The sequence below is a fragment of the Caloranaerobacter ferrireducens genome, from assembly GCF_001730685.1.
Taxonomy (GTDB): domain Bacteria; phylum Bacillota; class Clostridia; order Tissierellales; family Thermohalobacteraceae; genus Caloranaerobacter; species Caloranaerobacter ferrireducens.
In genome coordinates this window covers 36,327-61,207 of record NZ_MDJR01000002.1, presented here as the reverse complement: position 1 = coordinate 61,207, position 24,881 = coordinate 36,327, and the positions used below count along the sequence as shown (strand labels likewise).

The following is a 24,881-nucleotide window of genomic DNA, read 5'->3' as shown; positions in this document are numbered from 1 at the left end:
ATATTTATATATTACATAATACCCACAACAACCATAAAAATGCAAATTTATTATCTTTAGTTACAATAAAAAAGCAAAAAAAATAAGACAATGAACCTAATCCATTGTCCTAGTGGTTCATTGCCTTAGTTTTTATCCTCTTATTACATTGCTCTTTTATATATTTCCATAATTTCTTCCAAACTTGCCTGTTTTGGATTTGTAAATCCGCATGCATCTTTTAATGCATTTTCTGAAAGTGTTTTAATATCTTCTTCTTTAGCTCCTAATTCCTTCAAACCTGATGGAATACCTACATCAGCAGATAATTTTTTAATCGCTTCTATAGCTTTTTCAGCTGCTTCTTTTACTGAAAGACCCTCGATGTTTTCTCCCATAGCCTTAGCTATATCTGCTAATCTTTCAGGTACTACCTTAGCATTATATTCTTGAACGTGAGGTAATAATACCGCATTACATACTCCGTGTGGTAAGTCATAAAAACCTCCTAACTGATGAGCCATAGCATGAACATAACCTAAACTTGCATTATTAAAAGCCATACCAGCTAAAAATTCAGCATAAGCCATTTTATCTCTTGCTTCACGGTCTTGACCATTTTCAACTGCTTTTCTCAAGTATTGAGAAATTAGCTCAATAGCCTTTAACGCACAAGCATCAGTTACAGGAGTAGCTTCAGTTGATACATAAGCTTCTACTGCATGTGTCAAAGCATCCATTCCTGTAGCAGCAGTTAATGATTTAGGCATTTCTAACATTAATAAAGGATCATTTACTGCTAAGTTAGGTGTTGTACGCCAGTCCACAATAGCCATTTTTATGTGTCTTTCTTCATCTGTTATAATGCAGAATCTTGTCATTTCACTTGCTGTTCCAGCTGTTGTATTTACTGCCACTAAAGGTAACATTGGCTTAGTTGATTTATTTACACCTTCGTAGTCCTTAATTGAACCTCCATTTGTAGCAACTAAACCTATACCTTTAGCACAATCATGAGGAGAACCTCCACCAAAAGATATGATGAAATCACAAGCATTTTCTTTTAATAATTTTAAGCCATCTTCTACATTTTTAACAGTTGGGTTAGGTTGAGTACCATCATAAATAACGTATTCTATTCCCTCTGTGTCTAATACTTCTGTTAATTTGTTTACTAAACCAATTTCTACTAATACTTTATCAGTTACTATTAAAGCTTTCTTGAGCCCTAAAGATTTTATTTCTTTTCCTGCTTCTTTTAAACAACCAGGGCCCATTAAACTTACAGGTGGCATAAAAAATCTGAAAGTCTTATCCATCCTTTATCCTCCTTAAAAATTATTATCTTGAAAATATTCTTTACAATTTGATAATACAATATTAATTTTTAAAAAACTAACTCAAAATTTTAAAAAATAAGCTAAATTTTTAAAATATATATAACAACCATATATTGATAAATAATTAACATAGTGCTTGTTTTATGATATAATTTAATTTATCAGAATTGTAACAATGGAGGTAATAACATGTTGAACAGCTTTGATAGAAATTTAGAATTTTTAGATGGATTCGAAACAGACTATTTAAGAATTTTTTATTATGATTTCACTAAAAAATATAAGGGCAAGTATAAATCATATGAATACAATAGACTCTGTACAATAATTGAAGGTGAGAAAAAAGTTAAAGTTAATGATGATTACACTTTTAAATACGATAGTAATCAATTTATATTGTTACCTCCCCACTCTAGTGTCGAAATGGAAATAAATATTCCTACCAAAGCACTAGTTTTAGAACTAAATAGTAACTTAATTTATAACATAAGTAATAAAATATCTTTGGATTTAAAAATAGAAACAGATAGGTTAATTTATAATGATTTGTTTATTGCTACAAGTGACAATGAGATAAAAAATTGTATATCAAAGATTATAAAAACTTACAATAGTTCTGATAAAAATAAAGAATTCTTAATAGATTTATACGCTCAGGAAGTTATTTATAACTTACTTAAAATAAAAGGCGCTAATCTAATATTAAACACAGAATATAAAAATCCCATTTATAAAGCTATTAGATATATGGAAGAAAACTATAACCAAGCTATAAATATAAAAGACATAGCATGGAGCTTAAATATGTCTGAATCAAACTTCTCTTTGTATTTCAAAAAAATAGTAGGGATTTCACCAAAGGACTATTTGAAAAATATTAGGTTATCAAAAGCAAAGGAACTTTTAAAAGAACATAACGTTACAGAAGTGGCATATAATGTGGGTTATGAAAACATTTCATATTTTATAAAACTGTTCAAAAATAAATATGGTGTTACTCCAAAACAATACAAAAAAACTTCTATCAAAAAAAACTCAAGGAATTTGCATAATATATTTTGATTTCCCTCTTTAAATATTCTATATTATATGTTATAATATACCCGTACAGGGTATATAGAAGGAGGGATTACAATATGAAAAAAGCAGTAATTAACCCAAACAGATGCGACCAATCACCATTTTGCCCTGTTGTTAGAGTATGTCCTGTTAATGCTGTTAAACAAAAAAGAGAAGGATTTTTTAGAGCATCTACTCCTGAAGTAGATCCTGATATCTGTATTGGTTGTGGCAAATGCGTAAATTATTGTCCTCATAGAGCAGTTGAAATGGTTGAAAAATAGACGTATAAAATAAATATGGCTAACAGCTGTCGACTGCCAACTGTTAGCCTAATTTTTATTAATTAAAAACATTTATATTTTTTATATATATTTAATTGATACAACTTTATTCCTTTCAATATAAAACTCATCACTTAACCCATCAACTATTACAAGTCCTCTTCCACCAATTTTCAAATCCATAGGATCATACTCATCTATATTATAATCAACTCCTTTGCCCTCATCAGTTACTTCAATCCTAATCAGTTCATCCTGTATTCTTAAATAAATATTAACTATCTTGCATTCATCCTGTTTATTCCCATGGATTACACTGTTCACTACAAGTTCACTTAAAATGAGTTTTACATCAAATATTATGTTCTCATCACAAATCACTCTATTAACTTCATTAATTATTTCATCTATAATGTTTTTTACTTTGTACAAATCGCTCGAAATGGTCTCTTTAATTATTAGGTTCAACACAATCACATCCATCCAATTGTATTAATTATTTATTTTTTTCACCAAAATTATTATACCCACTTGGACAAACAGTTAATCAAAAGTTTTAAAATCAAATTTATTATAACATATTTATATATCTTGTAGAATCACTTATATTTTCATAAATAATTTGCTTTATCAACATTCTGTATATCATATTTATATATGTTATAATTTATAAAACAAATCTTCTGGAGGGGAATAAAGTGACAAAACAACTTAAAGCTGATTTAGCTCTTTTGTTAGTTACAATCGTTTGGGGATCTACTTTTGTAATAACAAAAAATGCTCTTAAAGATATCCCTACATATAATTTCTTAACTATTAGATTTTTTGTTGCTTTTTTAGTTTCTTATCTAATATTCTTTAAAAATATGAAAAAATTAAATAAAAAAACTTTATTTTTAGGTTCTATTATTGGCATAGTTCTATTTGCTGGTTATGCATTCCAAACTGTTGGTTTATTATATACAACAGCATCTAAATCTGGATTTATAACTGGTTTTTCTGTTGTATTAGTGCCAGTTTTTTCTGCAATTCTGCTAAAAAAAACACCAAATATATCAACTATAATTGGTATATTACTAGCAATACTAGGACTCGGATTTATGACTCTTAATACGAATTTATCTCTCAATATAGGAGACTTTTATACTTTAATATGCGCTTTTGCATTTGCTTTTCATATAATACTAGTTGGAAAATATACAACAGAGGTTGACTCAATAGCTTTAGCCGTTATACAAATAGGAATTGTCGGAATGTTAAGTTTAATTTTTTCTCTATCTACAGAAAACTTCATTATTCCTAAATCTACAGATGTATGGATAGCTATATTTATTACAGGTATTCTAGCTACATCTGGAGCATATATAATTCAAAATACTATGCAAAGATTTACATCGCCTACACATACTGCCTTAATATATACAGCAGAACCTGTTTTTTCTGCTATATTTGCCTATATACTTCTTCATGAAGTTATGACAGCTAAAGCAATTCTAGGGAGTATACTCATTCTTACAGGAATGATTCTTGGTGAAATAAAACTTAACAAAAGTTAAAGAGGGACAATTAAGTCCCTCTTAATTTCTATTTAAGATTCATTTAAAATGTTTTCAACAATCTCCCATATCTTATCTATATTCACCTTTTTAGTTGCAGAAAATGGTATTATCAAATTTCTATCTTCTACTCCTAACTCTTTTGCTATTATTGATATGTGTTTCATCCACTTACCCTTAGCAATTTTATCTGCTTTAGTAGCTATAATTATTCCCTTATAGCCAAAGGATTTTATCCAATTATACATCATCTTATCATGTTCCCCTGGAGCGTGTCTAATATCTAAAAGAAGAAAAACTTCTTTAAGTGATTTTCTACTTGTTAGATAATTTTCTATCATCTTACCCCATTTTTCTCTCTCTTTTACCGAAACCTTAGCATATCCATATCCAGGTAAATCCACTAATCTAAGCTCATCGTTTATACTGTAAAAGTTTATTGTCTGTGTTTTTCCGGGCTGAGAACTAGTCCTTGCAAAATTTCTTCTGTTAATCAATGCATTGATAAGTGAAGACTTTCCTACATTAGACCTTCCTGCTAAAGCTATTTCTGGTACTCCTTCACTTGGATACTGATCCTCATTTACTGCTGTAATTAGTAATTTTACATCTCTAATCTTCATCGCCATCATCCTTTTTCACTAATGCATTTTCTAATACTTCATCCATATTCTTAACCAATACAAATTCTAATTTTCTCTTAACTTTATCAGGTATTTCTTCCATATCCTTTTTATTATCCCAAGGCAATAAAACTTTTTTAATACCTGCTCTGTGTGCTGCTAAAACCTTCTCTTTTATTCCACCTACAGGTAGCACTCTACCTCTTAAAGTAATTTCACCAGTCATGGCTACATCACTTCTAACTGGGATATTTGATAAAGCAGATATTACAGCAGTAGCCATTGTTATACCCGCTGATGGTCCATCTTTAGGAATAGCTCCTTCCGGAACGTGAATGTGTATATCCTTTTCTTTATAAAAATCATCTTCTATGCCTAATTCGCTAACCTTCGACCTAATATAGCTTATACCTGCCATTGCCGATTCCTTCATTACATCTCCAAGCTGTCCTGTAAGCTGCAATTTACCTGTTCCATTCATACAATTAACTTCAATAGATAAAGTTTCTCCACCAAATGCAGTCCAAGCTAGACCTGTTGCTATTCCCACCTGATGCTCCTCGGCCGCTTTTTCATATCTAAATTTAGGAATACCCAAATATTTATGCAAGTTACTACTATTTATTCTTACAGTTTTTACATTATCCTCTACTATCTTTTTAGCGACTTTTCTGCATATATTCGCTATATTTCTTTCAAGATTTCTAACACCAGCTTCTCTTGTATATTTGTTTATAATATCTCTTATAGTATTTTCTGATATTATTATGTTTTCTTTTTTCAAGCCATGCTCTTTCATCTGTTTAGGTAACAGATACTTTACTGCTATCTGTACTTTTTCTTCTTCTGTATAACCAGATATTCTTATAACTTCCATTCTGTCAAGTAATGGTCTTGGAATTGTAGATGTTGTATTCGCTGTTGTTATAAACATAACCTTTGATAAATCAAAAGGTGCTTCTAAATAATGGTCAGTAAATGTACTATTCTGCTCAGGGTCTAAAACCTCCAATAATGCTGATGCTGGATCTCCTCTAAAATCACTACTTAATTTATCTATTTCATCGAATAAAAATACAGGATTTTTTGAACCTACTTTTCTCATTGAAGATATTATTCTACCTGGTATAGCTCCTACATATGTCCTTCTGTGCCCTCTGATTTCTGCTTCATCTCTTACTCCACCAAGAGACATTCTGACAAATTTTCTATTTAAAGACCTAGCTATAGATTTAGCAATTGAAGTCTTTCCAACTCCAGGAGGTCCAACCAAACATAAAATTGGCCCTTTCATATTTTTTGCTAACTGTCTTATAGCTAGATATTCAAGAATTCTCTCTTTAACATCTTTAAGACCATAATGGTCTTCATCCAATATTTCTCTAGATTTCTTAATATCAATTCTATCTTTAGTCTTCTTGTCCCAAGGAAGCTCAATAATCCACTCTAAATAATTTCTTATAACACCAGTCTCTGCTGATGCAGGAGATAATTTTAATAATCTGTCTGCTTCCTTCAATGCCTTTTCTTTTACTTCCTTTGGCATTTTTATTTTATTTATTTTCTCCTTATACTCTTCAACTTCAGCTTCTATTCCATCGTCTTCTCCTAATTCTTTTTGTATAGCCTTTAGCTGCTCTTTAAGATAATATTCCTTCTGCAATTTGTTTATTTGCTTTCTCACTCTTTGATATATCTTTTCTTCAATTTCTAATACTTCTATTTCTTCTTTCAAAATTATGTATAGAGTTTCCAATCTTTCATAAGGGTCAAAAGCTTCCAATATTTTTTGTTTATCCTCTGGTTTCAACTGAATATATGATGCTATAACATCTGCTAATCTTCCTGGTTCATCAATTTCAGAAACTGTAATCACTACATCTGGAGAAACTTTATTACCTACTTTAACATACTCCTCAAAGGCTTCTAATACAAGCCTCATCATAGCCTCTGTTTCTATATCTTTTTCCTTTTCAGTATCGTAAATAAATTCTTCTATCTCTACCTCAAAATATGGGTCTTCTTTTAAAATCTCAGTAATTTTACCTCTATTAATTCCTTCAACTAAAACTCTGATAGCATCTCCTGGAAGCTTTAACATCTGCTTAATCTTACATACTGTTCCTACATGATAAAAATCTTCTGTTGAAGGCATATCTACCTTAGCTTCTTTTTGAGATGTAAGGAAAATAAGTGAATTATTTACCATAGCCTGTTCTAAAGCATTAATAGATTTATCTCTACCAACATCAAAATGCATTACCATATATGGAAATACAGAAAGTCCTCTTAATGGTATAAGAGGTATTACTCTTTTTCTGTTTACTACCTTGTTTTCTTCCATAACATCAACTCCTTTAGGTGTACAAATCAGTAATGTATAACTTACATCTATCTAACTATATTCTTTCTTTTCTGCAAAATTTTTATAATCCATAGAAAATTATTATACCTTATTAAAATTGTAAATATTTAAAAATAATTTTCGTAATGGATTTCAATAAAATTTACCTTGATTTATTTAAATTGAAGATTTTGTTACTCCATAAGAATCTATTTTTCTTTTTCACATTATAGTTTATAACCAATATAGATAGTGAAACTAAAGATACTATAAAGAGATTTTTCCACTCTATATTAATACCTAACATTCCTAAAAATGAATATGTATTAAAAAGCATATGTAAAGTTACTGAACATAAATACCCATAAATATCATAAATAAAACATAATATTACACCTGTTACAAACGTATAAATATATGTTTTATAATCAAAATGAGTAAAAGCAAAAATAGCAGAAGAAAGTAATACTGCAACAATCTTTTTATTAAATAAGTCAGAAAGCCAATTATCGTATATCAATACTCTAAAAGTAAACTCTTCTACTACTGGGGCTATTATAGATGTTAATATAAAAAACGTTAAATAGTCAATAAGTTGTTTTTGATAAATTAAATTATTTCCACTGCTATCTAAAATAAAACTGGTTATCGCTTGGAGTATGAAAAATAAAAATGGTGATATGAAAACAACCTGCAAAATAAACTTAATATTTATATTAAACTTAAGTTTACTAATAGGATAAAAAGTCTTAAATGCCCTATTATCCAATATATTAAATCTATATATTAAAATTAAGAATACAACAACAGAAGGGAATAAGAAAAGCCCATCATAAAAAAGCAGAAGAAAAATTTCAAAAATAGGCAGTACATATTTAAGCAGTTTTCGATTTAATTTATCTAAAAAAATCCACATTTCTACATACTGCTTTAAAAGAATTACTATCAGAAATATTGTAAAAATAAACTTCACATACGATAATACTCCCACATTAATCCCCCCAATGGTATACAATAATATTTTATCAAAAATAATGCAACTTTCAATTAAAAATAAGTTTTATCATTTGGGAAGGGTTTAAAACATGAAAAATGTCCGCATAAGCGGACATTTTATGATACAGATTCTTTATTATCTTGCTTTTTTCTAGTCCTTCTCTTTTTCTTTTCTGCTAAAACAAAAGTAGGTTTAGATTTATTTAAAATAGTATCCTTAGTGATAATGCATTTTTTAATATCATTTCTAGAAGGTATATCATACATAATATCTAGCATGATTTCTTCTAGAATACCTCTTAAACCTCTAGCACCAGTTTTTCTTTCAATAGCTTTTTGAGCCACTACTTCTAATGCTTCTTCATCAAATTCAAGCTCAACATCATCCATTTTGAACAGCTCTTTATACTGCTTAACGATAGCATTTTTAGGCTTAGTAAGAATATCTTTCAAGGCTTCTTTATCAAGCTGTTCTAATGTAACTATAACTGGTATTCTTCCTACAAACTCTGGAATAAGTCCATATTTCAATAAATCTCCTGGCTCAATTTGTTTTAACAGCTCTCCTACATCTTTTACTTCCTTACTTTGTATTTCAGCTCCGAAGCCCATAGACTTCTTACCTATTCTTTTTTGAATTATCTTTTCTATACCGTCAAATGCTCCACCAACTATGAATAGGATGTTAGTAGTATCTATTTGAATAAACTCTTGATGAGGGTGTTTTCTTCCTCCTTGAGGTGGAACACTAGCAATTGTCCCTTCTAAAATTTTAAGAAGTGCTTGCTGAACACCTTCACCACTAACATCTCTAGTAATTGACGGATTATCAGATTTTCTTGCTATCTTATCAATCTCATCTATATAGATAATACCTTTTTCTGCTCTTTCGATATCGTAGTCTGCCGCTTGTATTAATTTAAGCAAAATATTTTCAACATCTTCTCCGACATATCCTGCTTCAGTTAAAGAAGTAGCGTCAGCTATAGCAAAAGGAACGTTTAAGATTTTAGCAAGAGTCTGAGCAAGCAGTGTCTTACCAGAACCTGTAGGACCAATTAGTACAATATTACTCTTTTGTAATTCAACGTCTTGGTCAGTAGTCTTTCTATTTATGCGTTTGTAATGATTATACACTGCAACAGCCAATGCTCTTTTTGCTCTGTCCTGCTTTATTACATACTGGTCTAATATTTCTTTTATTTCTTTTGGCTTAGGAAGTTCATTTAAATCAAACTCCATTATTTCTTCAAATTCTTCATCAATTATTTCTTGGCATAACTCAATACACTCGTCACAAATATACACATTAGGTCCTGCTATTAGTCTTCTAACTTGATCTTGAGTTTTTCCGCAAAAAGAACATTTAAGCTGTTTTTGTTCAAATCTTGACATTATGACACCTCTCTTAATGTTATTTCCTAAAAGTTATTACATCATCTATCAATCCGTATTCCTTTGCTTCATATGCTGACATAAAGAAATCTCTATCTGTATCTCTTGAAATTCTTTCATATGATTGACCTGTTCTTTCGCTTAAAATTTTATTTATCTTCTCTCTCATTTTAATTATTCTCTCAGCATGTATTCTGATATCTTCAGCCTGACCTCTAGTTCCTCCTAAAGGCTGATGTATCATAACTTCAGCATTAGGAAGCGCAAATCTCTTACCTTTAGCTCCAGCTGCAAGTAAGAATGCTCCCATGCTAGCTGCCATTCCTATACATATTGTTGAAACATCAGGCTTAATATACTGCATTGTATCATAAATTGCAAAACCTGCAGTTATAGAACCTCCTGGACTATTTATATAAAGTTGAATATCTTTATCAGGGTCCTCTGCTTCTAAGAATAACAACTGAGCTACTACTAAGCTCGCAGTTGTATCATTGATTTCATCAGTTATGAAAATAATTCTTTCTTTTAATAGTCTGGAATAAATATCGTATGATCTTTCACCTCTATTAGTCTGCTCAACAACAACTGGCACTAATGCCATAGATTATCCCTCCTGGTCAAAAGTTTACTGGAATTTAGCATTTTCTACTAAAAACTCAGCTGTTTTCCTTTTAATTATACCCTCTTTAATGTATTCTAACTCTTCTTCTCTTATGTTTTTCTTAAATTTCTCAAAATCTTGTCCGTATTGTGCAGCAATTTTCTTTAATTCTTCATCTAAATCTTCTTCAGTCTCTTTTATGTTTTCTTTCTTAGCTATTGCTTCTAAAACTAATTCTGTTTTTACTGTCTTTTCAGCTTCTGGTCTAAATTTTTCCTTTAAATCTTCTATCTTAGTATTTGTTAATTCTAAGTATTTATTTAAGTCTAATCCTTGATATCTTAAAGTAAACTCAAAATTTCTTACTTGATAATCTACTTCATTTTCAATCATTACTTCTGGTATATCTACTTCTGCTGCTTCTACAACTTTTTCTATTACCTTATTTTCTTTTTCAGCTTTTTCTCTATCTTTAGCTTGCTTTTCTAATCTTTTCTTAATATCTTCCTTTAATTCATCTAAAGTATCAAATTCACTAACATCTTTTGCAAATTCATCATCTAATTCAGGTAAATCTTTTTCTTTAATCTCATGTATTTTTATTTTGAATGTAGCGTCTTTACCAGCAAGGTTTTCTGCATGATATTCTTCTGGGAATTTAACATTTATTTCGAATTCTTCATCTTTATTCTTGCCAATTAATTGCTCTTCGAAACCAGGTATAAATCTGCCTGAACCAATTTCTAATATCTGATTATATGCTGTACCACCTTCAAATTTCTCTCCATCTACATATCCTTCATAATCAATTGTTAATATATCTCCTTCTTTTGCTGGTCTATCTGTTACTTCTACTAATCTAGCATTTCTTTCTTGCATTGATTTTAATTCATCTTCAACATCTTTTTCTGTAACATTATACTCTATCTTTTCGATTTCTATACCTTTATAGTCACCTAACTTAACTTCTGGCTTAACTATAACTTCTGCTGTAAATACTACAGGCTTACCTTTTTCAATTTGCTCTACGTCGATTACTGGTCTGTCTACTGGCTCTAAGTTGTGCTCTTTTATTGCTTCATTATATGCTTCAGGAAAAACAATGTTTATAGCGTCTTCATAAAATATTCCTTCTCCGTATCTCGCTTCTATAATTCTTCTTGGAGCTTTACCTTTTCTAAATCCTGGTATATTGAACTTATGTCTGTTCTTTAAATATGCTTTTTGAACTCCCTCTTCAAATTTCTTTTCATCAACTTCAATTTTCAAAGTTACATTATAATTTTCTTTTTTAATGATTTCTGAATTCATTTTCGCTCCTCCTCGTTTCTTTTAGTTGTTTAATATTTTTATGTAGTTTTCATTTTCTGTCTTCAATTAGTAATTATCGCCTTTTGATGCCATTTTTATAATCCATAGGAAATTATACTCCTTATTAATATTGTAGATAATTTTAAATATAATTTCCGTAATGGATTTCAACAGAATCTTCCTTACAATATTTGCTTAAATCGAAGATTTTGTTCTATTTACTGTACAAAAAACAATAAACTTATTTAATTGCAGTCTTGAACCACTATATTATATCATAAAAATTTTTTCAATGTCTATTATTGTCTTATTTTGTATAAAATACTTTTTTGAAAATACGAAAAAAACCAATGGTTCACCCATTGGCTTTTTACTTTATGTCAGTGGTGCGGGTGGAGGGACTCGAACCCCCACGCCGAAGGCACTAGATCCTAAGTCTAGCGCGTCTGCCAATTCCGCCACACCCGCGTAATCCATAAGCGTTTTGCCGACAAAAATAATTATACATATTATTATATGCGTTGTCAATAGTTTTTTCACTATTTAACTATTCGATGTTCGTCATTCGTTGTTCGATATTCAAAAAACAAAAAATGAATAGCCAGATAATTTTACATTTTCAATTTTACATTCTTCCACATCTAGTACCAAGTACTCAGTACCTAATCCCTATTTCCATAAATTACTTATTCCCTTTAGTAAAAACGTTTGCTATAATAATGTTTGTCGCTATTTTTAGTCTTTAATTTTAATTAAAAATTTTTATATATTTTAAAATTTTTTCTTTGCAAACCTATTAGGGTTATGCTATAATGGGAAAGCGTTTCTTGTTTTCTGGAAAATCAAAAGATAAAAAAATTAGAAAGGAGATACAAATGGAAAAATTAATAAGTTTTTTAGGTGTTTTCGTAATGATATTTATTGCTTACTTATTATCTGAGAACAAGAAAAAGATCAATTGGAGACTTGTAGTAATAGGTACTTCTATGCAACTTATCTTTGCACTTTTAGTTCTAAAGTGGACGCCTGGTCAAGTTGCTTTTACATTCTTAAGTGATTTAGTAACAAAATTACTTGATTTCACAAAAGAAGGAACTGCTTTCCTATTCGGTAATTTACTAAATGTAGAAAGCTTTGGATTCATATTTGCTTTACAAATATTACCTACAATAATATTCTTCTCATCACTTATGACTATTTTATATCACTTAGGCGTAATGCAAGTTGTGGTATCATTCTTAGCTAAAGTAATGCTTAAATTAATGGGTACAAGTGGTGCTGAATCTTTATCAGCAGCAGCAAATATATTTGTTGGACAAACAGAAGCTCCTCTTGTAATCAAGCCATATATCAAATCAATGACTAAGTCAGAGTTATTAACAGTTATGACAGGTGGTATGGCTACTGTTGCAGGTGGAGTTATGGCTGGATACGTTTCAATGGGTGTTGATGCAGGTCACTTAATAGCTGCTAGTATAATGTCTGCACCTGCCAGTCTTGTTATCGCTAAAATAATGATTCCAGAAACAGAAACGCCAGTAACTAAAGGAAAAGTTGATGTTAAATTAGAAGAATTAGATGCAAATGTTATAGACGCTGCTGCAAGAGGTGCTAGCGAAGGTTTATCATTAGCTTTAAATGTTGGAGCTATGTTACTTGCTTTTATAGCTATGGTTGCTTTATTAAACTCATTATTAAGCTGGTTTGGTGGTATAATAGGTCTTGATTTCTTAAGCTTAGAATGGATACTAGGTAGATTATTTGCTCCATTAGCATTCATCATGGGTGTACCTATGAGCGATGTAATTCAAGCAGGTAATCTATTAGGCCAAAAAATCGTTATAAACGAGTTCTTTGCTTACGCAAATCTATCAACTTTAATTAAAGATGGTGTATTAAGCCAAAGAACAATTATCATTTTAACTTACGCTCTTTGTGGTTTTGCTAACTTCAGTTCAATCGGAATTCAAATTGGTGGTATCGGTGGATTAGCACCTGAAAGACGTTCTGATATAGCTAAGTTAGGTATTAAAGCTTTAATAGGTGGTTCACTTGCTGCATTCATGACAGCTACAATTGCAGGTATATTAATCTAATATAGTATGTAAAGCCCTGGTTATCCAGGGCTTTATTTATTGTTTCCTATTTCTAATTTTACATTTTCAATTTTAAATTTTCTCTCTGTCCCCTGTCCCCTATCCTCTAATTCTAGTACTAAGTACCAAGCACCTAGTACCTAAATTATAAAATATGTTAAAATATGAAAGGTAATCTTATTTAAGGAGGAACTTCTGTTGCAAAATAGATTTTTTCAGCTTCTTGATAAAAAATTTGGAATATGTCTTACTAAGCAGCAAAAGGAAGCTGTTTTACATAAAGAAGGACCAGCAATCGTTCTAGCTGTTCCCGGTGCAGGTAAAACCACAGTCCTTATATGCAGAACTGCTAACTTAATATTAAATCATAGAGTTAATCCAAACAATATTCTAACAATTACATTCAGTAAAGCTGCTGCTTTAGATATGAAAAACAGATTTATATCAACTTTTGGCAACATATCAAATATAAAGCCTAATTTTTCTACTATACACAGCTTCTCTTATTCAGTTATAAGATATTTTTCAAAAATAAAAGGGATAAAATATGAACTTTTAGAAGGTAATGATTCTAAAATAAATAAAAGTTTATTATTGAAAGAAATCTACTATAAAATTAATAAAATACAAATTAATGAAGAAAAACTAGAAGATTTGATAAACACTATAAGCTATATAAAAAATATGATGATTAAACCAGAAGACATTAACAGTTTCAATAATTTTGGTATAAAAAATCTATACAATATATTTATAGAGTATGAAAACTATAAAAAAAGGGCAGGCTTTATCGATTTTGACGACATGCTTACCCTTTCTCTAAATATATTAGAAAATAACCCAGTTATTTTAGCACAATGCAGAAAAAGATATCCTTATATACAAGTAGATGAAGGACAAGATACATCAAAAATTCAAAACAGATTAATCAAACTACTTGCATATCCTAGAAATAATTTATTTGTAGTGGCTGATGATGACCAGTCTATTTATGGATTTAGAGGGGCTACACCTCATGAACTATTAAATTTTAAAAATATAGATTATCCTGATGCTAAAATGTTCTTTATGGAAGAAAACTTTCGTTCAACTAAAACTATCGTAGATATTAGTAATAAGTTTATACAATTAAATAAAATTAGATTTGAAAAAAACTTATATACAAGAAATGAAGAAAACGAACCAATAAAAATTATTAAATTAAATGATGAGTTTGACCAAATAGAATATATCATCAGGCAATTAAAAAAAATCGAGGATTTATCTACTACTGCTATACTTTTTAGAAACAATATATCTTCGGTAGGCTTAATAGACAAACTCGAAAGAAATAATATTTCGTTCTATATAAAGGATACAAAGAAATTATATGTGTTTAAACATTGGGTTTGTCAGGACATAATCTCTTTCTTGAAGCTTTCTTTAGACAATACTGATATAAACTCTTTCCAAAAAATCTACTATAAAATGAATGGTTATATTACTAAGAAAAGTGTTGAATATATAAAATCAACAAAGCCAAATGAAAACATTTTTGAAAGTTTAATAAATCTGCCAGAATTAAAAAACTTTCAAAAAAGAAATTACGTCAGATTGAAATCTGACTTCAAATACTTATCGAAACTAAAGGCTTATGATGCAATATCTTTTATAGAAAATGAACTGGAATATAGAGAATTTCTTATAAGTAATTCAAGAAAATATGGTAATTCATTCGAATATTCAAACGCTATAATATCAATATTAAAAATAATTGCAAAAGAAACTAATTCTATTAGCGAATTTTTAGCAAGACTAGATAGCCTAGCTGAAATGTTAGAGCATGCAAAATTTAATAGAAACAATGCAGTAACCCTTTCAACTATACATTCAGCTAAAGGATTAGAGTTTGAAAACGTATATATTATAGATCTAATAGATGGTGAATTCCCTTCGTCTAGCAGTATTGAAGCATTAGAATCGAATGTTATTAAGCCTTTCGAAGAAGAACGCAGACTATTTTATGTAGGAATCACTAGAGCCAAAAGAGATCTTAATTTGATAACTATAAACTTCAAAAATGGAGAAAGAGTACTTCCCTCAAGGTTTGTTCAGGAAATAGAAGTTATAGGGAGACCATTAAGACATGATTATAAAGTTGGTGCTACTGTAGAACATAAAAAATTTGGTAAAGGAATTATAAAATTTATAGATGATGAAAATATTATAATAGATTTTGAAAAAGCAGGAACAAAACAGTTATCTACAAGAATTTGTGTAGAAAGGAACTTACTAAAAACATAAAGCGGCATTTGCCGCTTTATGTTTTTAGATATTATTTATTTCTTTTACATAATGACATGCAACAAAATGTTCATTGCCTATATCTACTAATTTAGGCTCTTCATTGAAACACTTGTCCTTAGCATAAGGACATCTCTTTGCAAATCTACATCCTGGTGGAGGATTGATTGGTGAAGATACTTCTCCTTTAAGAATGATTCTTTCTCTTTTCTTCTTAATACTTGGTACTGGTATAGCAGATAATAAAGCTTTAGTATATGGGTGATATGGTCTATCAAATAATTCCTTACATTCTGCCTTCTCAACTAGCTTACCTAAATACATAACTGCAATATCATCAGAGAAATGTTTAACTACTGATAAGTCATGAGTTATGAACATATAAGTAAGCCCAAGCTCATCTTGTAAATCTTGCATTAGATTTAAAACCTGTGCTTGTATTGAAACGTCTAATGCTGAAACTGGCTCGTCACAAACTATGAATTTAGGATTTAACGCTAACGCTCTTGCTATACCAATTCTTTGTCTTCTACCACCATCTAATTCGTGTGGATATGCATTAACTAGTCTTTCTGCAAGACCAACTGTTTCCATTAACTTTGAAACTTTCTTATCTAATTCAGCTCTGTTTTTAGTAATTTTGTGTATAATAAGCGGTTCTGCTATTATTTCACTTACTGTCATCCTTGGGTTAAGTGATGCAAATGGGTCTTGGAAGATAATTTGCATCTCTTCTCTTAGTTTTCTAAGCTGTTTTTTATTGAAATTTCTTATATTTTGACCTTCAAATAATATTTCACCGTCTGTAGCTTCTAATAGTCTTAAAACTAATCTACCTGTTGTAGACTTACCACAACCAGACTCTCCAACTACTCCAAGAGTCTTTCCTCTTTCTATATAGAAATTAACGCCATCTACAGCGTGTAATAATCCTTTAGGAGTCTTAAAGTATTTCTTAAGATTCTTAACCTCTAAAATTCTATCTGCCATTATTTCACCTCCTCAACATCTACTAATCCCTCGTATATCAAACATTTAACCTTGTGTCCATTTTCAATCTCTGTAACCTTTGGTTCTTGCTTTGCACAAATATCTTTTGCATAAGGACATCTTGGATGGAATTTACATCCTGATGGAAGATTTGTTGGGTCTGGCATTAATCCTTTTATTGGTTTTAATCTATCTACTTCTTCGTCTAATTTTGGAATTGAACCGAATAATCCAAGTGTATAAGGATGTTTTGGATTTTCAAATAATTGCTCTAATGAAGCTGTTTCAACTATTTCCCCTGCATACATAATAGCTACTTTATCACAAACCTCTGCAACAACTCCAAGGTCATGTGTTATTAGTATCATTGCTGTATGGAATTCATTTTTCAAATTGTTCATTAAATCTAATACTTGAGCTTGAATAGTAACGTCAAGAGCTGTTGTAGGCTCATCCGCTATTAGTAATTGTGGATTACAAGCTAATGCGATAGCTATAATAACCCTTTGTTTCATACCACCTGAGAATTGATGTGGATAATCATTAAGTCTAGCTTTCGGTATTCCAACTAGCTCAAGCATTTCTCCTGCTTTTTCCATTGCTTCTTGTTTTGAAACATTCTGATGTATTTCAATAACCTCAGCTATCTGCTCTCCAACTGTCATTACTGGGTTTAAAGATGTCATTGGGTCTTGGAATATCATTGATATTTTGTTACCTCTGATATTTCTCATTTCTTCTTCTGAAATTTTTAGTAAATCACGACCCTCAAACTCTATTACACCATCTAGTATTTTTCCAGGAGGATTTGGAACTAATCTCATTATACCTAAAGCAGTAGTAGTTTTACCTGCTCCTGTTTCACCAACTAAGCCTAATGTTTCACCTTTATTAAGCTTTATATCTATACCGTTAACAGCTCTAACTGTTCCATCATCAGTTATATAATGTATAACTAAGTTCTTTATATTCAATAGTTCTCTATTTTCCTTCATCCATAACACTCCCTTCTTACTACTGTTTTAGCCTTGGGTCTAAAGCATCTCTTAATCCGTCACCTAAGAAGTTTAATGCTAATATTATAATCATTATAGCTAAACCTGGGAAAGTAGTTACGTGCCAAGCGTATCTTAAATAAGCTCTACCACCTGCTAACATAGCTCCCCATTCTGGTGCTGGCGGCTGTATACCTAAACCGATAAAGCTTAGACCTGCAGTTGAAAGAATAGCACCTGCAACCCCTAATGTACCTTGAACTATAACTGGTGCTAATGCGTTAGGAATAATGTGCTTTAATATTATTCTTAAGTCATTCGCACCTATAGCCTTTGCAGCTTCTATAAACTCTTGGTCACGAATTGATAATACTGAAGCTCTAACTATTCTTGCGTAAGAAGGAACAGATGAAATACCAACAGCAATCATTAAGTTCATTAAGCTTGGACCAAGAGCTGATACTATAGCAATTGCTAATAATATACTTGGTATAGCTAAAAATATATCCATTGCTCTCATTATGATATTATCAACTAATCCACCGTAATAACCTGCTATTGAACCTAATATACCTCCGATAATTATAGATATACCTACCGCTATAATACCTACTTTTAAAGAAACTCTAGCACCATGTATTAATCTTGCAAAAATATCTCTACCAAATTCGTCAGTTCCTAACCAGTGTTTTGCACTAGGTCCTTGTAATCTTTCTTTTAAGTTTTGTTTTATAACAACATTATCATAATCAGCTATAAAATCAGCAAATACAGCCATTAAAACTATTATTGTTAAAATAGCAAGTCCTACCATTGCCATTTTATTTTTCTTAAGCCTTCTCCAAACTTCTGCCCATTGGCTTCTTTTCTTATTTTTCTTAGCCGCTGCCATCCTTTAACCTCCTTCACATTGCGAATTGAAAATTATTTATACTGTGACTTTATTCTTGGGTCTACGTATGCATATAGGATATCAACCATCAAGTTCACAAAACTGAATGTTACTGATACGAAAACAACTGAAGCCAATACCATTGGAGTATCTTTTTGTCTTATTGCATCAACTAATAATCTACCTACTCCAGGCCATGAGAATACTGTCTCTGTTAAAACAGCACCACCTAGTAGATAACCAAATTGTAAACCTACAACTGTTATAATTGGAATTAATGCGTTTTTCAAAGCGTGTTTGTTAATTACTTTTTTCTCTAAAACACCTTTAGCTCTTGCTGTTCTGATATAGTCTTGTCTTATAACTTCAAGCATTGAAGAACGTGTCATACGAGTAATTAATGCTGCTGCACTTGTACCTAATGTTATTGCTGGAAGTACTAAACTTGACAAGCCGTTGTCTCCACCTGAAGGAAACCATCCTAGCATAACTGAGAATACAAGAACTAACATTAATCCAAACCAAAAGTTAGGCATTGAAACACCAAGTAATGCACCAATCATACTAACATTGTCAAATAGTGAATACTGCCTAGTTGCTGAAATAATACCTACAGGAATACCTATTATTATTGCAACTAAAACTCCTGCTATAGTAAGCTTTAAAGTTGCTGGGAATCTTGCAAATATCTCTGAGAAAACAGGTCTTCTAGTAGAATATGATCTACCAAAATCACCTTTTAAACCATTTTTTACAAATCTAAAATATTGTACAATAAATGGATCGTTAAGTCCCATTTCTTCTCTTAATTGTGCAACCTTTTCAGGTGGCGCACTTTCTCCAAGGATAATTTGAGCTGGATCTCCAGGTGTTAAATACATTATTGAGAATACTATGAAAGTTACACCTAAAATAACAGGTATAAGCAGAAGTAATCTGCGAAGTATATACTTATGCATTGTATTCCTCCTTCCGAAATATCATTGCAATTGTCGTTATTGTTTGATTTGTCGCAAAATTTTGTATTATTCCTTTTGAAAGTAAAAGCAGGACCGAAACTTGGTCCCACTTTTTATTTTCTAAAGTTAATTTTTACTCAAAATATACATTGTATAGCTTGTGATGTCCTGCTGGATGAAGCTTAAATCCTTTTATGAATTTTTGTGTTCCAGCATTTTGAACTTTGTAGAATAATGGGAATATTGGAGCATCGTCCATAATTAACTCTTGAGCTTTTTTGTATATTTCTGCTCTCTTTTCAACATCTGCTGTAACTTTACCTTGTTCTAATAACTTGTCAACTTCTGGATTTCCATAGAATGATCTGTTACCTGCTGAACCTTTTGCTGAGCTGTGGAATAATGGATATAAACCATAGTCAGCATCTGCAGTAACTGTTCCCCATCCTAGGAAGAACATTTCTTGTTCTCCTTTAGCAGTTTTATCTATATAAGTTCCCCACTCTAAAGATTCAATACTTACATCTATACCTACTTCTTTTAATTGAGCTTGTACAATTTGTGCTATTTGGTTAGCTAATGAACCACTTATCCAAAGTTTAGTTTTAAATCCGTTTTCATATCCTGCTTCTTTAAGTAATTCTTTTGCTTTTTCTGGATTGTATTGATATCTGTTTAATTCATCATTATGTCCAAATACTCCTGGAGCAATTGGTGAATTAGCTTTAAATCCTGAACCGCTTAAAACAGCTTCGATTATATCATCTGGATTTATAGCATAGCTTATAGCTTGTCTTACAAGTTTATTGTCATATGGAGCTTTTTCACAGTTAAATCCGATATAGTACATAGCTAATGATGGTGCTTCGATTAATTGTAATTTTTCGTGATTTGCTACTCTATCCTTATCGATTGGCTCTATACCATATGCAATATCAATTTCTCCTGTTTCTAATCCTATTGTTCTGTTTGTTCCTTCTGGAACTACTCTAAATACTATGTTTTTGATTTTAGCAGGTCCTCTGAAGTAATCATCGAATCTTTCTAAAGTTATTTTATCTCCTGCTTCCCAGCTTACGAATTTAAACGGACCAGTACCAACTGGATTTTGTCCGTAATTCTCACCTGCTTCTTTTACAGCTTTCTCATTTAATATTGATGCTGCACTGTGAGCTAAGTGTGCTAATAATGGGCTGAATGGTTCTTTAGTTTTTATAACAACTTTATAATCGTCAACTACCTCTACTGAATCAATTGCTTCTACTATATGACTAACTTTGCTTGATTGCATCATTCTATCTAATGTAAACTTAACATCGCTTGCCTTTAATTCCTCACCGTTGTGGAATTTAACACCTTTTCTAAGATTAAATTCCCATGTTGTTTCATCTACTTGGTTCCAACTTTCAGCTAATCCTGGTTGTAATTCCATATCTTCTGTAGCGTAAACTAATGTGTCATAAATTTGAGTCATTACATTTGCTGATGTTGAATCGTTTGTTGCATGTGGATCTAATGATTTTGCATCTGCACTTTGTGCAACTACTATCGTATCTTTTTGTACCTTAGCATCTTCAGCTGGTTTTTGTCCGCATCCAGCTAAAGCAAGGGCTAATACTAAAATTGAAGTTACTACTAAAACTAGTTTTTTGTTTCTTAGCATAACGTTTTCCTCCTTTATTTTTATAAATTTTTCATCGAGGGCTCCCTCGCTTTAGAGACAAAGTCTAAAACACATTTTGTTATGACACAATGAAAATCGGAACCTTTAATTTTTTTAAGAAGCTAAATTTTCAAACAATTAAGATTACAGAGGTGTTAACAAATTCGGCAAGGTTGGTATTAAATCGACAATTAACATGGTACAATATGCTTATTTATTTTTCAATGGTTTTTTTTGCCATGTTTTTTGGATTGTTTTACGAAAATGTGTATTTTTACAGATTCATAGGTTATTTTTAAAAATATTTAACATTTAATTTGTTAACTTTATTTAATTTTTCACAAAATTTGAATAATATTGAATTTACAACAAAAAGCAACCAAAAGCCGCTTGAATTTGTTTTTTCAATCATTATAGTTTTATTTTGTATACAGCCTGAATCAACCAAAAGCCACTTAGTTATTCGCTATTCCTCTTTCGAGTCTCATTAAATAATATTAAGCCAACGAACTGGGTTCGTTGGCTCTACATAACCTGTACAATTACACATTTTAAATATAATGACTCGTCTGAACCTAATAGAATTGGATGGTCTTTTGCCTGAGTACGCACTTCTATCTGTCTTAATGTCTTTTTAGCATCTTTTGCTGCATCTTGAATCATCTCCATAAATAGCTCAGGTGTCATATAATGAGAGCATGAACAAGTAACTAAAAATCCACCTGGTTTAATTATCTTCATTGCTCTTAAATTAATTTCTTTATATCCTCGATATGCTCCTTCTAAAGCAGAACGGGACTTACAAAATGCTGGTGGATCCAATATTACTACATCAAATTTTTCTTTATTTTTATGATACTCCCTTAATACATCAAAAACATTGCCTACAACACCTTGGATTTTATCTTCAAATCCATTTAATTTTGCGTTTTGTTTTACATAGTCTATCGCATGTTCTGAAATATCAACAGCTATTACCTCTTTAGCACCATAATGTGCTGCATGTAATGCAAATCCTCCTGTATGTGTAAAAGTATCTAATACTCTAGCATCCTTAACAATAGGCTTGATAGCAGCTCTATTCTCTCTTTGGTCTAAGAAATATCCAGTTTTTTGTCCATTTTCTACATCAACAATCATTTTTATTCCATTTTCAACGATTTCAACTTTAGTATCAAATGGTCCCTTTAAAAATCCCTTTTTCTGCTCTAATCCTTCTAGTTCCCTTACTGGAACGTCATTTCTTTCAAATATCCCCTTTGGTTTGATAATTTCATCAAGAAGCTCAACAATCATATCTTTATATTTATCTATGCCTAATGCAAGAGTTTGAATTACTAAATAATCGCTAAACTTATCAACTATAAGAGCTGGAATAAAATCAGCTTCTCCAAATATAACACGACAGCTAGATGTATCAACCAATTTTTTTCTATACTCCCAAGCTTGCTCAATTCTCTTTTTGAAAAATTCTCTATTTATTTCTTCTTGTTTGCGTGTCATAATACGCACTCGTATTTTAGACTTTGGATTTATGTAACCTCTTCCTAAAAATTTATCTCTGCTATTGTATACGTCTACAATATCACCTGGTTCGTAATCTCCTTCAATTCGTTCAATTTCATTATCAAAAACCCATAAATGACCATTTAATATTCTCTTGTCTCTATGTTTTTTCAAAATTACTTTTGCCATTTTCAGTCCTCCATTAACTTTAATTTAGAACATTTCTATCATATATTATTTAACGATAGTTGTAAATATATTAACTTCTAGCTCACAGAAAACAATAAGCAAGACACAGATAAAAAAACTGAGGCATCAAATTAAATTCGCTGCCTCAGTTTAGCTTATTATCTATTTACCATCAGTTGTATCTTTAACTAAATTATCAACTATAACCGCACAAGTTGCATCTCCAGTAACATTGACTGCTGTTCTCAACATGTCAAATATACGATCGACACCAAATAATAAAGGCAATCCAACTACAGGAATATTAGCTGATAGAAGAACTGCAACAACAAGTAATGAAGGACCAGGTACTCCTGCTTGTCCAATGGATCCTATTGTAGCTGTCAATATTATAGCGACGTAATCAAAAATTCCTAAATCTATATTAAACATCTGAGCAAAGAACATTGCTACTAAAGCGTAGTAAATAGCTCCACCATCCATATTTATAGTTGCTCCTAATGGTAAAACAAAAGAAGTAGTACTGTTTGTTACATCTAACTCTTCTTCACATACTTCAAAAGTTACAGGTAATGTACCCATAGAAGAAGCTGTTGACAGAGCTACTATTTGAGCTTTTTTTACTTTTGATAGAAATTTCTTTGGTGAAACTTCTGTAAAAATCTTTACTAATAAAGGATATAGTCCAAATGTCTGTAAACCTAATGCTAATATATATACTAACAGAAGCTTTAATACTAAATAAAGCGTTGTATATCCAAATGTACCAACTGCATCAGCCATTAGACCAAATACCCCTATTGGTGCTATATAAATAACTTTTTCAACCATCCAAATTAGAGCTTCTGATAAGTAGTCAAATATGTTTATCAATGCTTCCTTTTTAGATTTCTCCAAAGTAGAAATCCCAAATCCTAAAAATAAGCTAAAAAATAAGATTTGCAGTATATTGCCCTCAATTAAGGCTTTAAAAGGGTTTACTGGTATTATTCCTAAAACTGTTTCCCAAAAACCTGGTGTTGACCCTCTACTAGCATATTCATCTGAAAACATAGATTTAATAGTTAAAATATCTAATCCTAGTCCAGGTTTAAAAATATTACCTAATATAAGTCCTATAATTACAGCAATTATAGTAGTACCCATAAAATACACAAAAGTAGTTATGCCTATTTTCCCTGCTGACTTGGTGTTTCCTAGAGAAGCAGCCCCTGAAATAATTGATACAGTTATTAAAGGTAATACAAGCATCTTTATTAACTGCATAAACAATTGACCTAACGGAGCAAAATATGAAGCCTTTTCTCCCATTATAACCCCTACAACAATTCCTAAGAACATAGCTAAAATAATCAGATTAGATGTTTTTTTCAATATTTTCTTAATTTTCTTCATAGACTTCCCCCTTTAATAGTATGTTCTTTATAATCCATATTCCTTGTTCCAAAATCTTCCCGGGAAAATTTTTGTCGGACTTAAATGTGTATTAATCTATATTATACTTTATCGCTTTATTTAAGTAAAGTGTCGAAAACGATTTTTGTAGAAAGTTGTTTATGTAATTTTTTCATCAATTGGAATAAAATTTTCTTAAAAAATCTAAATTTATGTTTAAGATATATTTTTATTGGTATATATAGAATAAGAAGAATATAATTAAATATTCTTCTTTAAAGAATAGAATCTAGTAGCTTATAGCAACTTACAACAAAAGTATAAAGTTTAAATTTTATTTAATTAAGATTCTATTTTAACTTCAAGAAAAAATTTTTTAAATAAAGTTTGAACAAAATCTTCGATTTAAATAAATCAAGGTA

At 30.7% G+C, this 24,881-nt stretch carries 20 protein-coding genes and 1 tRNA gene; 5 read left to right on the top strand and 16 right to left on the bottom strand.

Going from position 1 to position 24,881, the window contains the following annotated elements; genetic code table 11:
* Positions 1-143 precede the first annotated feature (143 nt).
* Positions 144-1,298 (bottom strand): L-threonine dehydrogenase, encoded by a 1,155-nt coding sequence (gene yiaY / locus BFN48_RS04965; protein ID WP_069649803.1) that lies wholly within the window; start codon positions 1,296-1,298, stop codon positions 144-146.
* A 210-nt stretch (positions 1,299-1,508) separates the two neighbouring features.
* Between yiaY and BFN48_RS04960 the strand changes: the two genes are divergently transcribed.
* Together BFN48_RS04960 and BFN48_RS04955 are read left to right on the top strand one after the other, a co-directional pair.
* Complete coding sequence (locus BFN48_RS04960; RefSeq protein WP_242863217.1) at positions 1,509-2,381, top strand: helix-turn-helix transcriptional regulator; 873 nt, start codon at positions 1,509-1,511, stop codon at positions 2,379-2,381.
* A 74-nt stretch (positions 2,382-2,455) separates the two neighbouring features.
* Complete coding sequence (locus BFN48_RS04955; protein WP_069649802.1) at positions 2,456-2,662, top strand: ATP-binding protein; 207 nt, start codon at positions 2,456-2,458, stop codon at positions 2,660-2,662.
* An 81-nt stretch (positions 2,663-2,743) separates the two neighbouring features.
* Here BFN48_RS04955 and BFN48_RS04950 read toward each other — a convergent pair whose 3' ends face one another.
* A complete protein-coding gene (locus BFN48_RS04950; RefSeq protein ID WP_176718819.1) occupies positions 2,744-3,094 on the bottom strand; it encodes an ATP-binding protein in 351 nt (116 codons plus the stop codon).
* A 266-nt stretch (positions 3,095-3,360) separates the two neighbouring features.
* On the opposite strand from BFN48_RS04950, the gene BFN48_RS04945 reads away from it, so the two are divergent.
* Positions 3,361-4,218 (top strand): DMT family transporter, encoded by an 858-nt coding sequence (locus tag BFN48_RS04945; protein WP_069649800.1) that lies wholly within the window; start codon positions 3,361-3,363, stop codon positions 4,216-4,218.
* A 32-nt stretch (positions 4,219-4,250) separates the two neighbouring features.
* Here the strand turns inward: BFN48_RS04945 and yihA are convergent, their stop codons facing one another.
* From yihA to BFN48_RS04910, 7 genes are all read right to left on the bottom strand, one after another.
* The gene (gene yihA, locus BFN48_RS04940; RefSeq protein ID WP_069649799.1) at positions 4,251-4,841 is read right to left on the bottom strand and encodes a ribosome biogenesis GTP-binding protein YihA/YsxC; all 591 of its coding nucleotides are present in this window, start codon (positions 4,839-4,841) and stop codon (positions 4,251-4,253) included.
* Positions 4,831-7,185 carry an endopeptidase La gene (gene lon / locus BFN48_RS04935; RefSeq protein ID WP_069649798.1) on the bottom strand — a complete coding sequence of 785 codons (2,355 nt, stop codon included), beginning with the start codon at positions 7,183-7,185 and terminating at the stop codon, positions 4,831-4,833. The genes yihA and lon overlap by 11 nt, the downstream gene beginning before the upstream one ends.
* Before the next feature lie 163 nt (positions 7,186-7,348).
* On the bottom strand, positions 7,349-8,176 hold the full coding sequence (locus tag BFN48_RS04930; RefSeq protein ID WP_069649797.1) for a CPBP family intramembrane glutamic endopeptidase: 828 nt from the start codon (positions 8,174-8,176) through the stop codon (positions 7,349-7,351).
* A 122-nt stretch (positions 8,177-8,298) separates the two neighbouring features.
* Positions 8,299-9,576 (bottom strand): ATP-dependent Clp protease ATP-binding subunit ClpX, encoded by a 1,278-nt coding sequence (clpX, locus tag BFN48_RS04925; protein ID WP_069649796.1) that lies wholly within the window; start codon positions 9,574-9,576, stop codon positions 8,299-8,301.
* A 19-nt stretch (positions 9,577-9,595) separates the two neighbouring features.
* Positions 9,596-10,180, bottom strand: coding sequence for an ATP-dependent Clp endopeptidase proteolytic subunit ClpP (gene clpP, locus BFN48_RS04920; RefSeq protein WP_069649795.1), 585 nt, complete (start codon positions 10,178-10,180; stop codon positions 9,596-9,598).
* Between the two features lie 24 nt (positions 10,181-10,204).
* On the bottom strand, positions 10,205-11,491 hold the full coding sequence (tig, locus tag BFN48_RS04915) for a trigger factor (RefSeq protein ID WP_069649794.1): 1,287 nt from the start codon (positions 11,489-11,491) through the stop codon (positions 10,205-10,207).
* Positions 11,492-11,875: 384 nt separating this feature from the next.
* Positions 11,876-11,959: transfer RNA gene (locus BFN48_RS04910), tRNA-Leu, on the bottom strand.
* Positions 11,960-12,303: 344 nt separating this feature from the next.
* On the opposite strand from BFN48_RS04910, the gene BFN48_RS04905 reads away from it, so the two are divergent.
* Together BFN48_RS04905 and BFN48_RS04900 are read left to right on the top strand one after the other, a co-directional pair.
* Complete coding sequence (locus tag BFN48_RS04905; protein ID WP_278287306.1) at positions 12,304-13,587, top strand: NupC/NupG family nucleoside CNT transporter; 1,284 nt, start codon at positions 12,304-12,306, stop codon at positions 13,585-13,587.
* Positions 13,588-13,785: 198 nt separating this feature from the next.
* A complete protein-coding gene (locus tag BFN48_RS04900; RefSeq protein ID WP_141706121.1) occupies positions 13,786-15,870 on the top strand; it encodes an ATP-dependent helicase in 2,085 nt (694 codons plus the stop codon).
* Between the two features lie 24 nt (positions 15,871-15,894).
* On the opposite strand, the gene BFN48_RS04895 is transcribed toward BFN48_RS04900, so the two are convergent.
* From BFN48_RS04895 to BFN48_RS04865, 7 genes are all read right to left on the bottom strand, one after another.
* Positions 15,895-16,860 (bottom strand): ABC transporter ATP-binding protein, encoded by a 966-nt coding sequence (locus BFN48_RS04895; RefSeq protein ID WP_069649792.1) that lies wholly within the window; start codon positions 16,858-16,860, stop codon positions 15,895-15,897.
* On the bottom strand, positions 16,860-17,855 hold the full coding sequence (locus BFN48_RS04890) for an ABC transporter ATP-binding protein (protein WP_069649791.1): 996 nt from the start codon (positions 17,853-17,855) through the stop codon (positions 16,860-16,862). Before BFN48_RS04890 ends, BFN48_RS04895 begins: the two co-directional genes overlap by 1 nt.
* A 19-nt stretch (positions 17,856-17,874) precedes the next feature.
* A complete protein-coding gene (locus BFN48_RS04885; protein WP_069649790.1) occupies positions 17,875-18,747 on the bottom strand; it encodes an ABC transporter permease in 873 nt (290 codons plus the stop codon).
* Positions 18,748-18,779: 32 nt separating this feature from the next.
* Positions 18,780-19,706, bottom strand: coding sequence for a nickel ABC transporter permease (gene nikB / locus BFN48_RS04880; RefSeq protein WP_069649789.1), 927 nt, complete (start codon positions 19,704-19,706; stop codon positions 18,780-18,782).
* 133 nt (positions 19,707-19,839) lie between these two features.
* A complete protein-coding gene (locus BFN48_RS04875) occupies positions 19,840-21,369 on the bottom strand; it encodes a glutathione ABC transporter substrate-binding protein (protein ID WP_069649788.1) in 1,530 nt (509 codons plus the stop codon).
* A gap of 525 nt (positions 21,370-21,894) precedes the next feature.
* The gene (locus tag BFN48_RS04870) at positions 21,895-23,064 is read right to left on the bottom strand and encodes a class I SAM-dependent rRNA methyltransferase (RefSeq protein ID WP_069649787.1); all 1,170 of its coding nucleotides are present in this window, start codon (positions 23,062-23,064) and stop codon (positions 21,895-21,897) included.
* A gap of 162 nt (positions 23,065-23,226) precedes the next feature.
* A complete protein-coding gene (locus BFN48_RS04865; protein ID WP_069649786.1) occupies positions 23,227-24,459 on the bottom strand; it encodes a dicarboxylate/amino acid:cation symporter in 1,233 nt (410 codons plus the stop codon).
* Between the last annotated feature and the right edge of the window lie 422 nt (positions 24,460-24,881).

What these genes read in the sequence shown, in the direction of transcription:
- yiaY (WP_069649803.1), bottom strand. Translation starts at nt 1,298, where the DNA reads ATGGATAAGACTTTCAGATTTTTTATGCCACCTGTAAGTTTAATGGGC.
- BFN48_RS04960 (WP_242863217.1), top strand. Translation starts at nt 1,509, where the DNA reads ATGTTGAACAGCTTTGATAGAAATTTAGAATTTTTAGATGGATTCGAA.
- BFN48_RS04955 (WP_069649802.1), top strand. Translation starts at nt 2,456, where the DNA reads ATGAAAAAAGCAGTAATTAACCCAAACAGATGCGACCAATCACCATTT.
- yihA (WP_069649799.1), bottom strand. Translation starts at nt 4,841, where the DNA reads ATGAAGATTAGAGATGTAAAATTACTAATTACAGCAGTAAATGAGGAT.
- lon (WP_069649798.1), bottom strand. Translation starts at nt 7,185, where the DNA reads ATGGAAGAAAACAAGGTAGTAAACAGAAAAAGAGTAATACCTCTTATA.
- clpX (WP_069649796.1), bottom strand. Translation starts at nt 9,576, where the DNA reads ATGTCAAGATTTGAACAAAAACAGCTTAAATGTTCTTTTTGCGGAAAA.
- clpP (WP_069649795.1), bottom strand. Translation starts at nt 10,180, where the DNA reads ATGGCATTAGTGCCAGTTGTTGTTGAGCAGACTAATAGAGGTGAAAGA.
- tig (WP_069649794.1), bottom strand. Translation starts at nt 11,491, where the DNA reads ATGAATTCAGAAATCATTAAAAAAGAAAATTATAATGTAACTTTGAAA.
- BFN48_RS04905 (WP_278287306.1), top strand. Translation starts at nt 12,304, where the DNA reads ATGGGAAAGCGTTTCTTGTTTTCTGGAAAATCAAAAGATAAAAAAATT.
- BFN48_RS04895 (WP_069649792.1), bottom strand. Translation starts at nt 16,860, where the DNA reads ATGGCAGATAGAATTTTAGAGGTTAAGAATCTTAAGAAATACTTTAAG.
- BFN48_RS04890 (WP_069649791.1), bottom strand. Translation starts at nt 17,855, where the DNA reads ATGAAGGAAAATAGAGAACTATTGAATATAAAGAACTTAGTTATACAT.
- BFN48_RS04885 (WP_069649790.1), bottom strand. Translation starts at nt 18,747, where the DNA reads ATGGCAGCGGCTAAGAAAAATAAGAAAAGAAGCCAATGGGCAGAAGTT.
- nikB (WP_069649789.1), bottom strand. Translation starts at nt 19,706, where the DNA reads ATGCATAAGTATATACTTCGCAGATTACTTCTGCTTATACCTGTTATT.
- BFN48_RS04875 (WP_069649788.1), bottom strand. Translation starts at nt 21,369, where the DNA reads ATGCTAAGAAACAAAAAACTAGTTTTAGTAGTAACTTCAATTTTAGTA.
- BFN48_RS04870 (WP_069649787.1), bottom strand. Translation starts at nt 23,064, where the DNA reads ATGGCAAAAGTAATTTTGAAAAAACATAGAGACAAGAGAATATTAAAT.
- BFN48_RS04865 (WP_069649786.1), bottom strand. Translation starts at nt 24,459, where the DNA reads ATGAAGAAAATTAAGAAAATATTGAAAAAAACATCTAATCTGATTATT.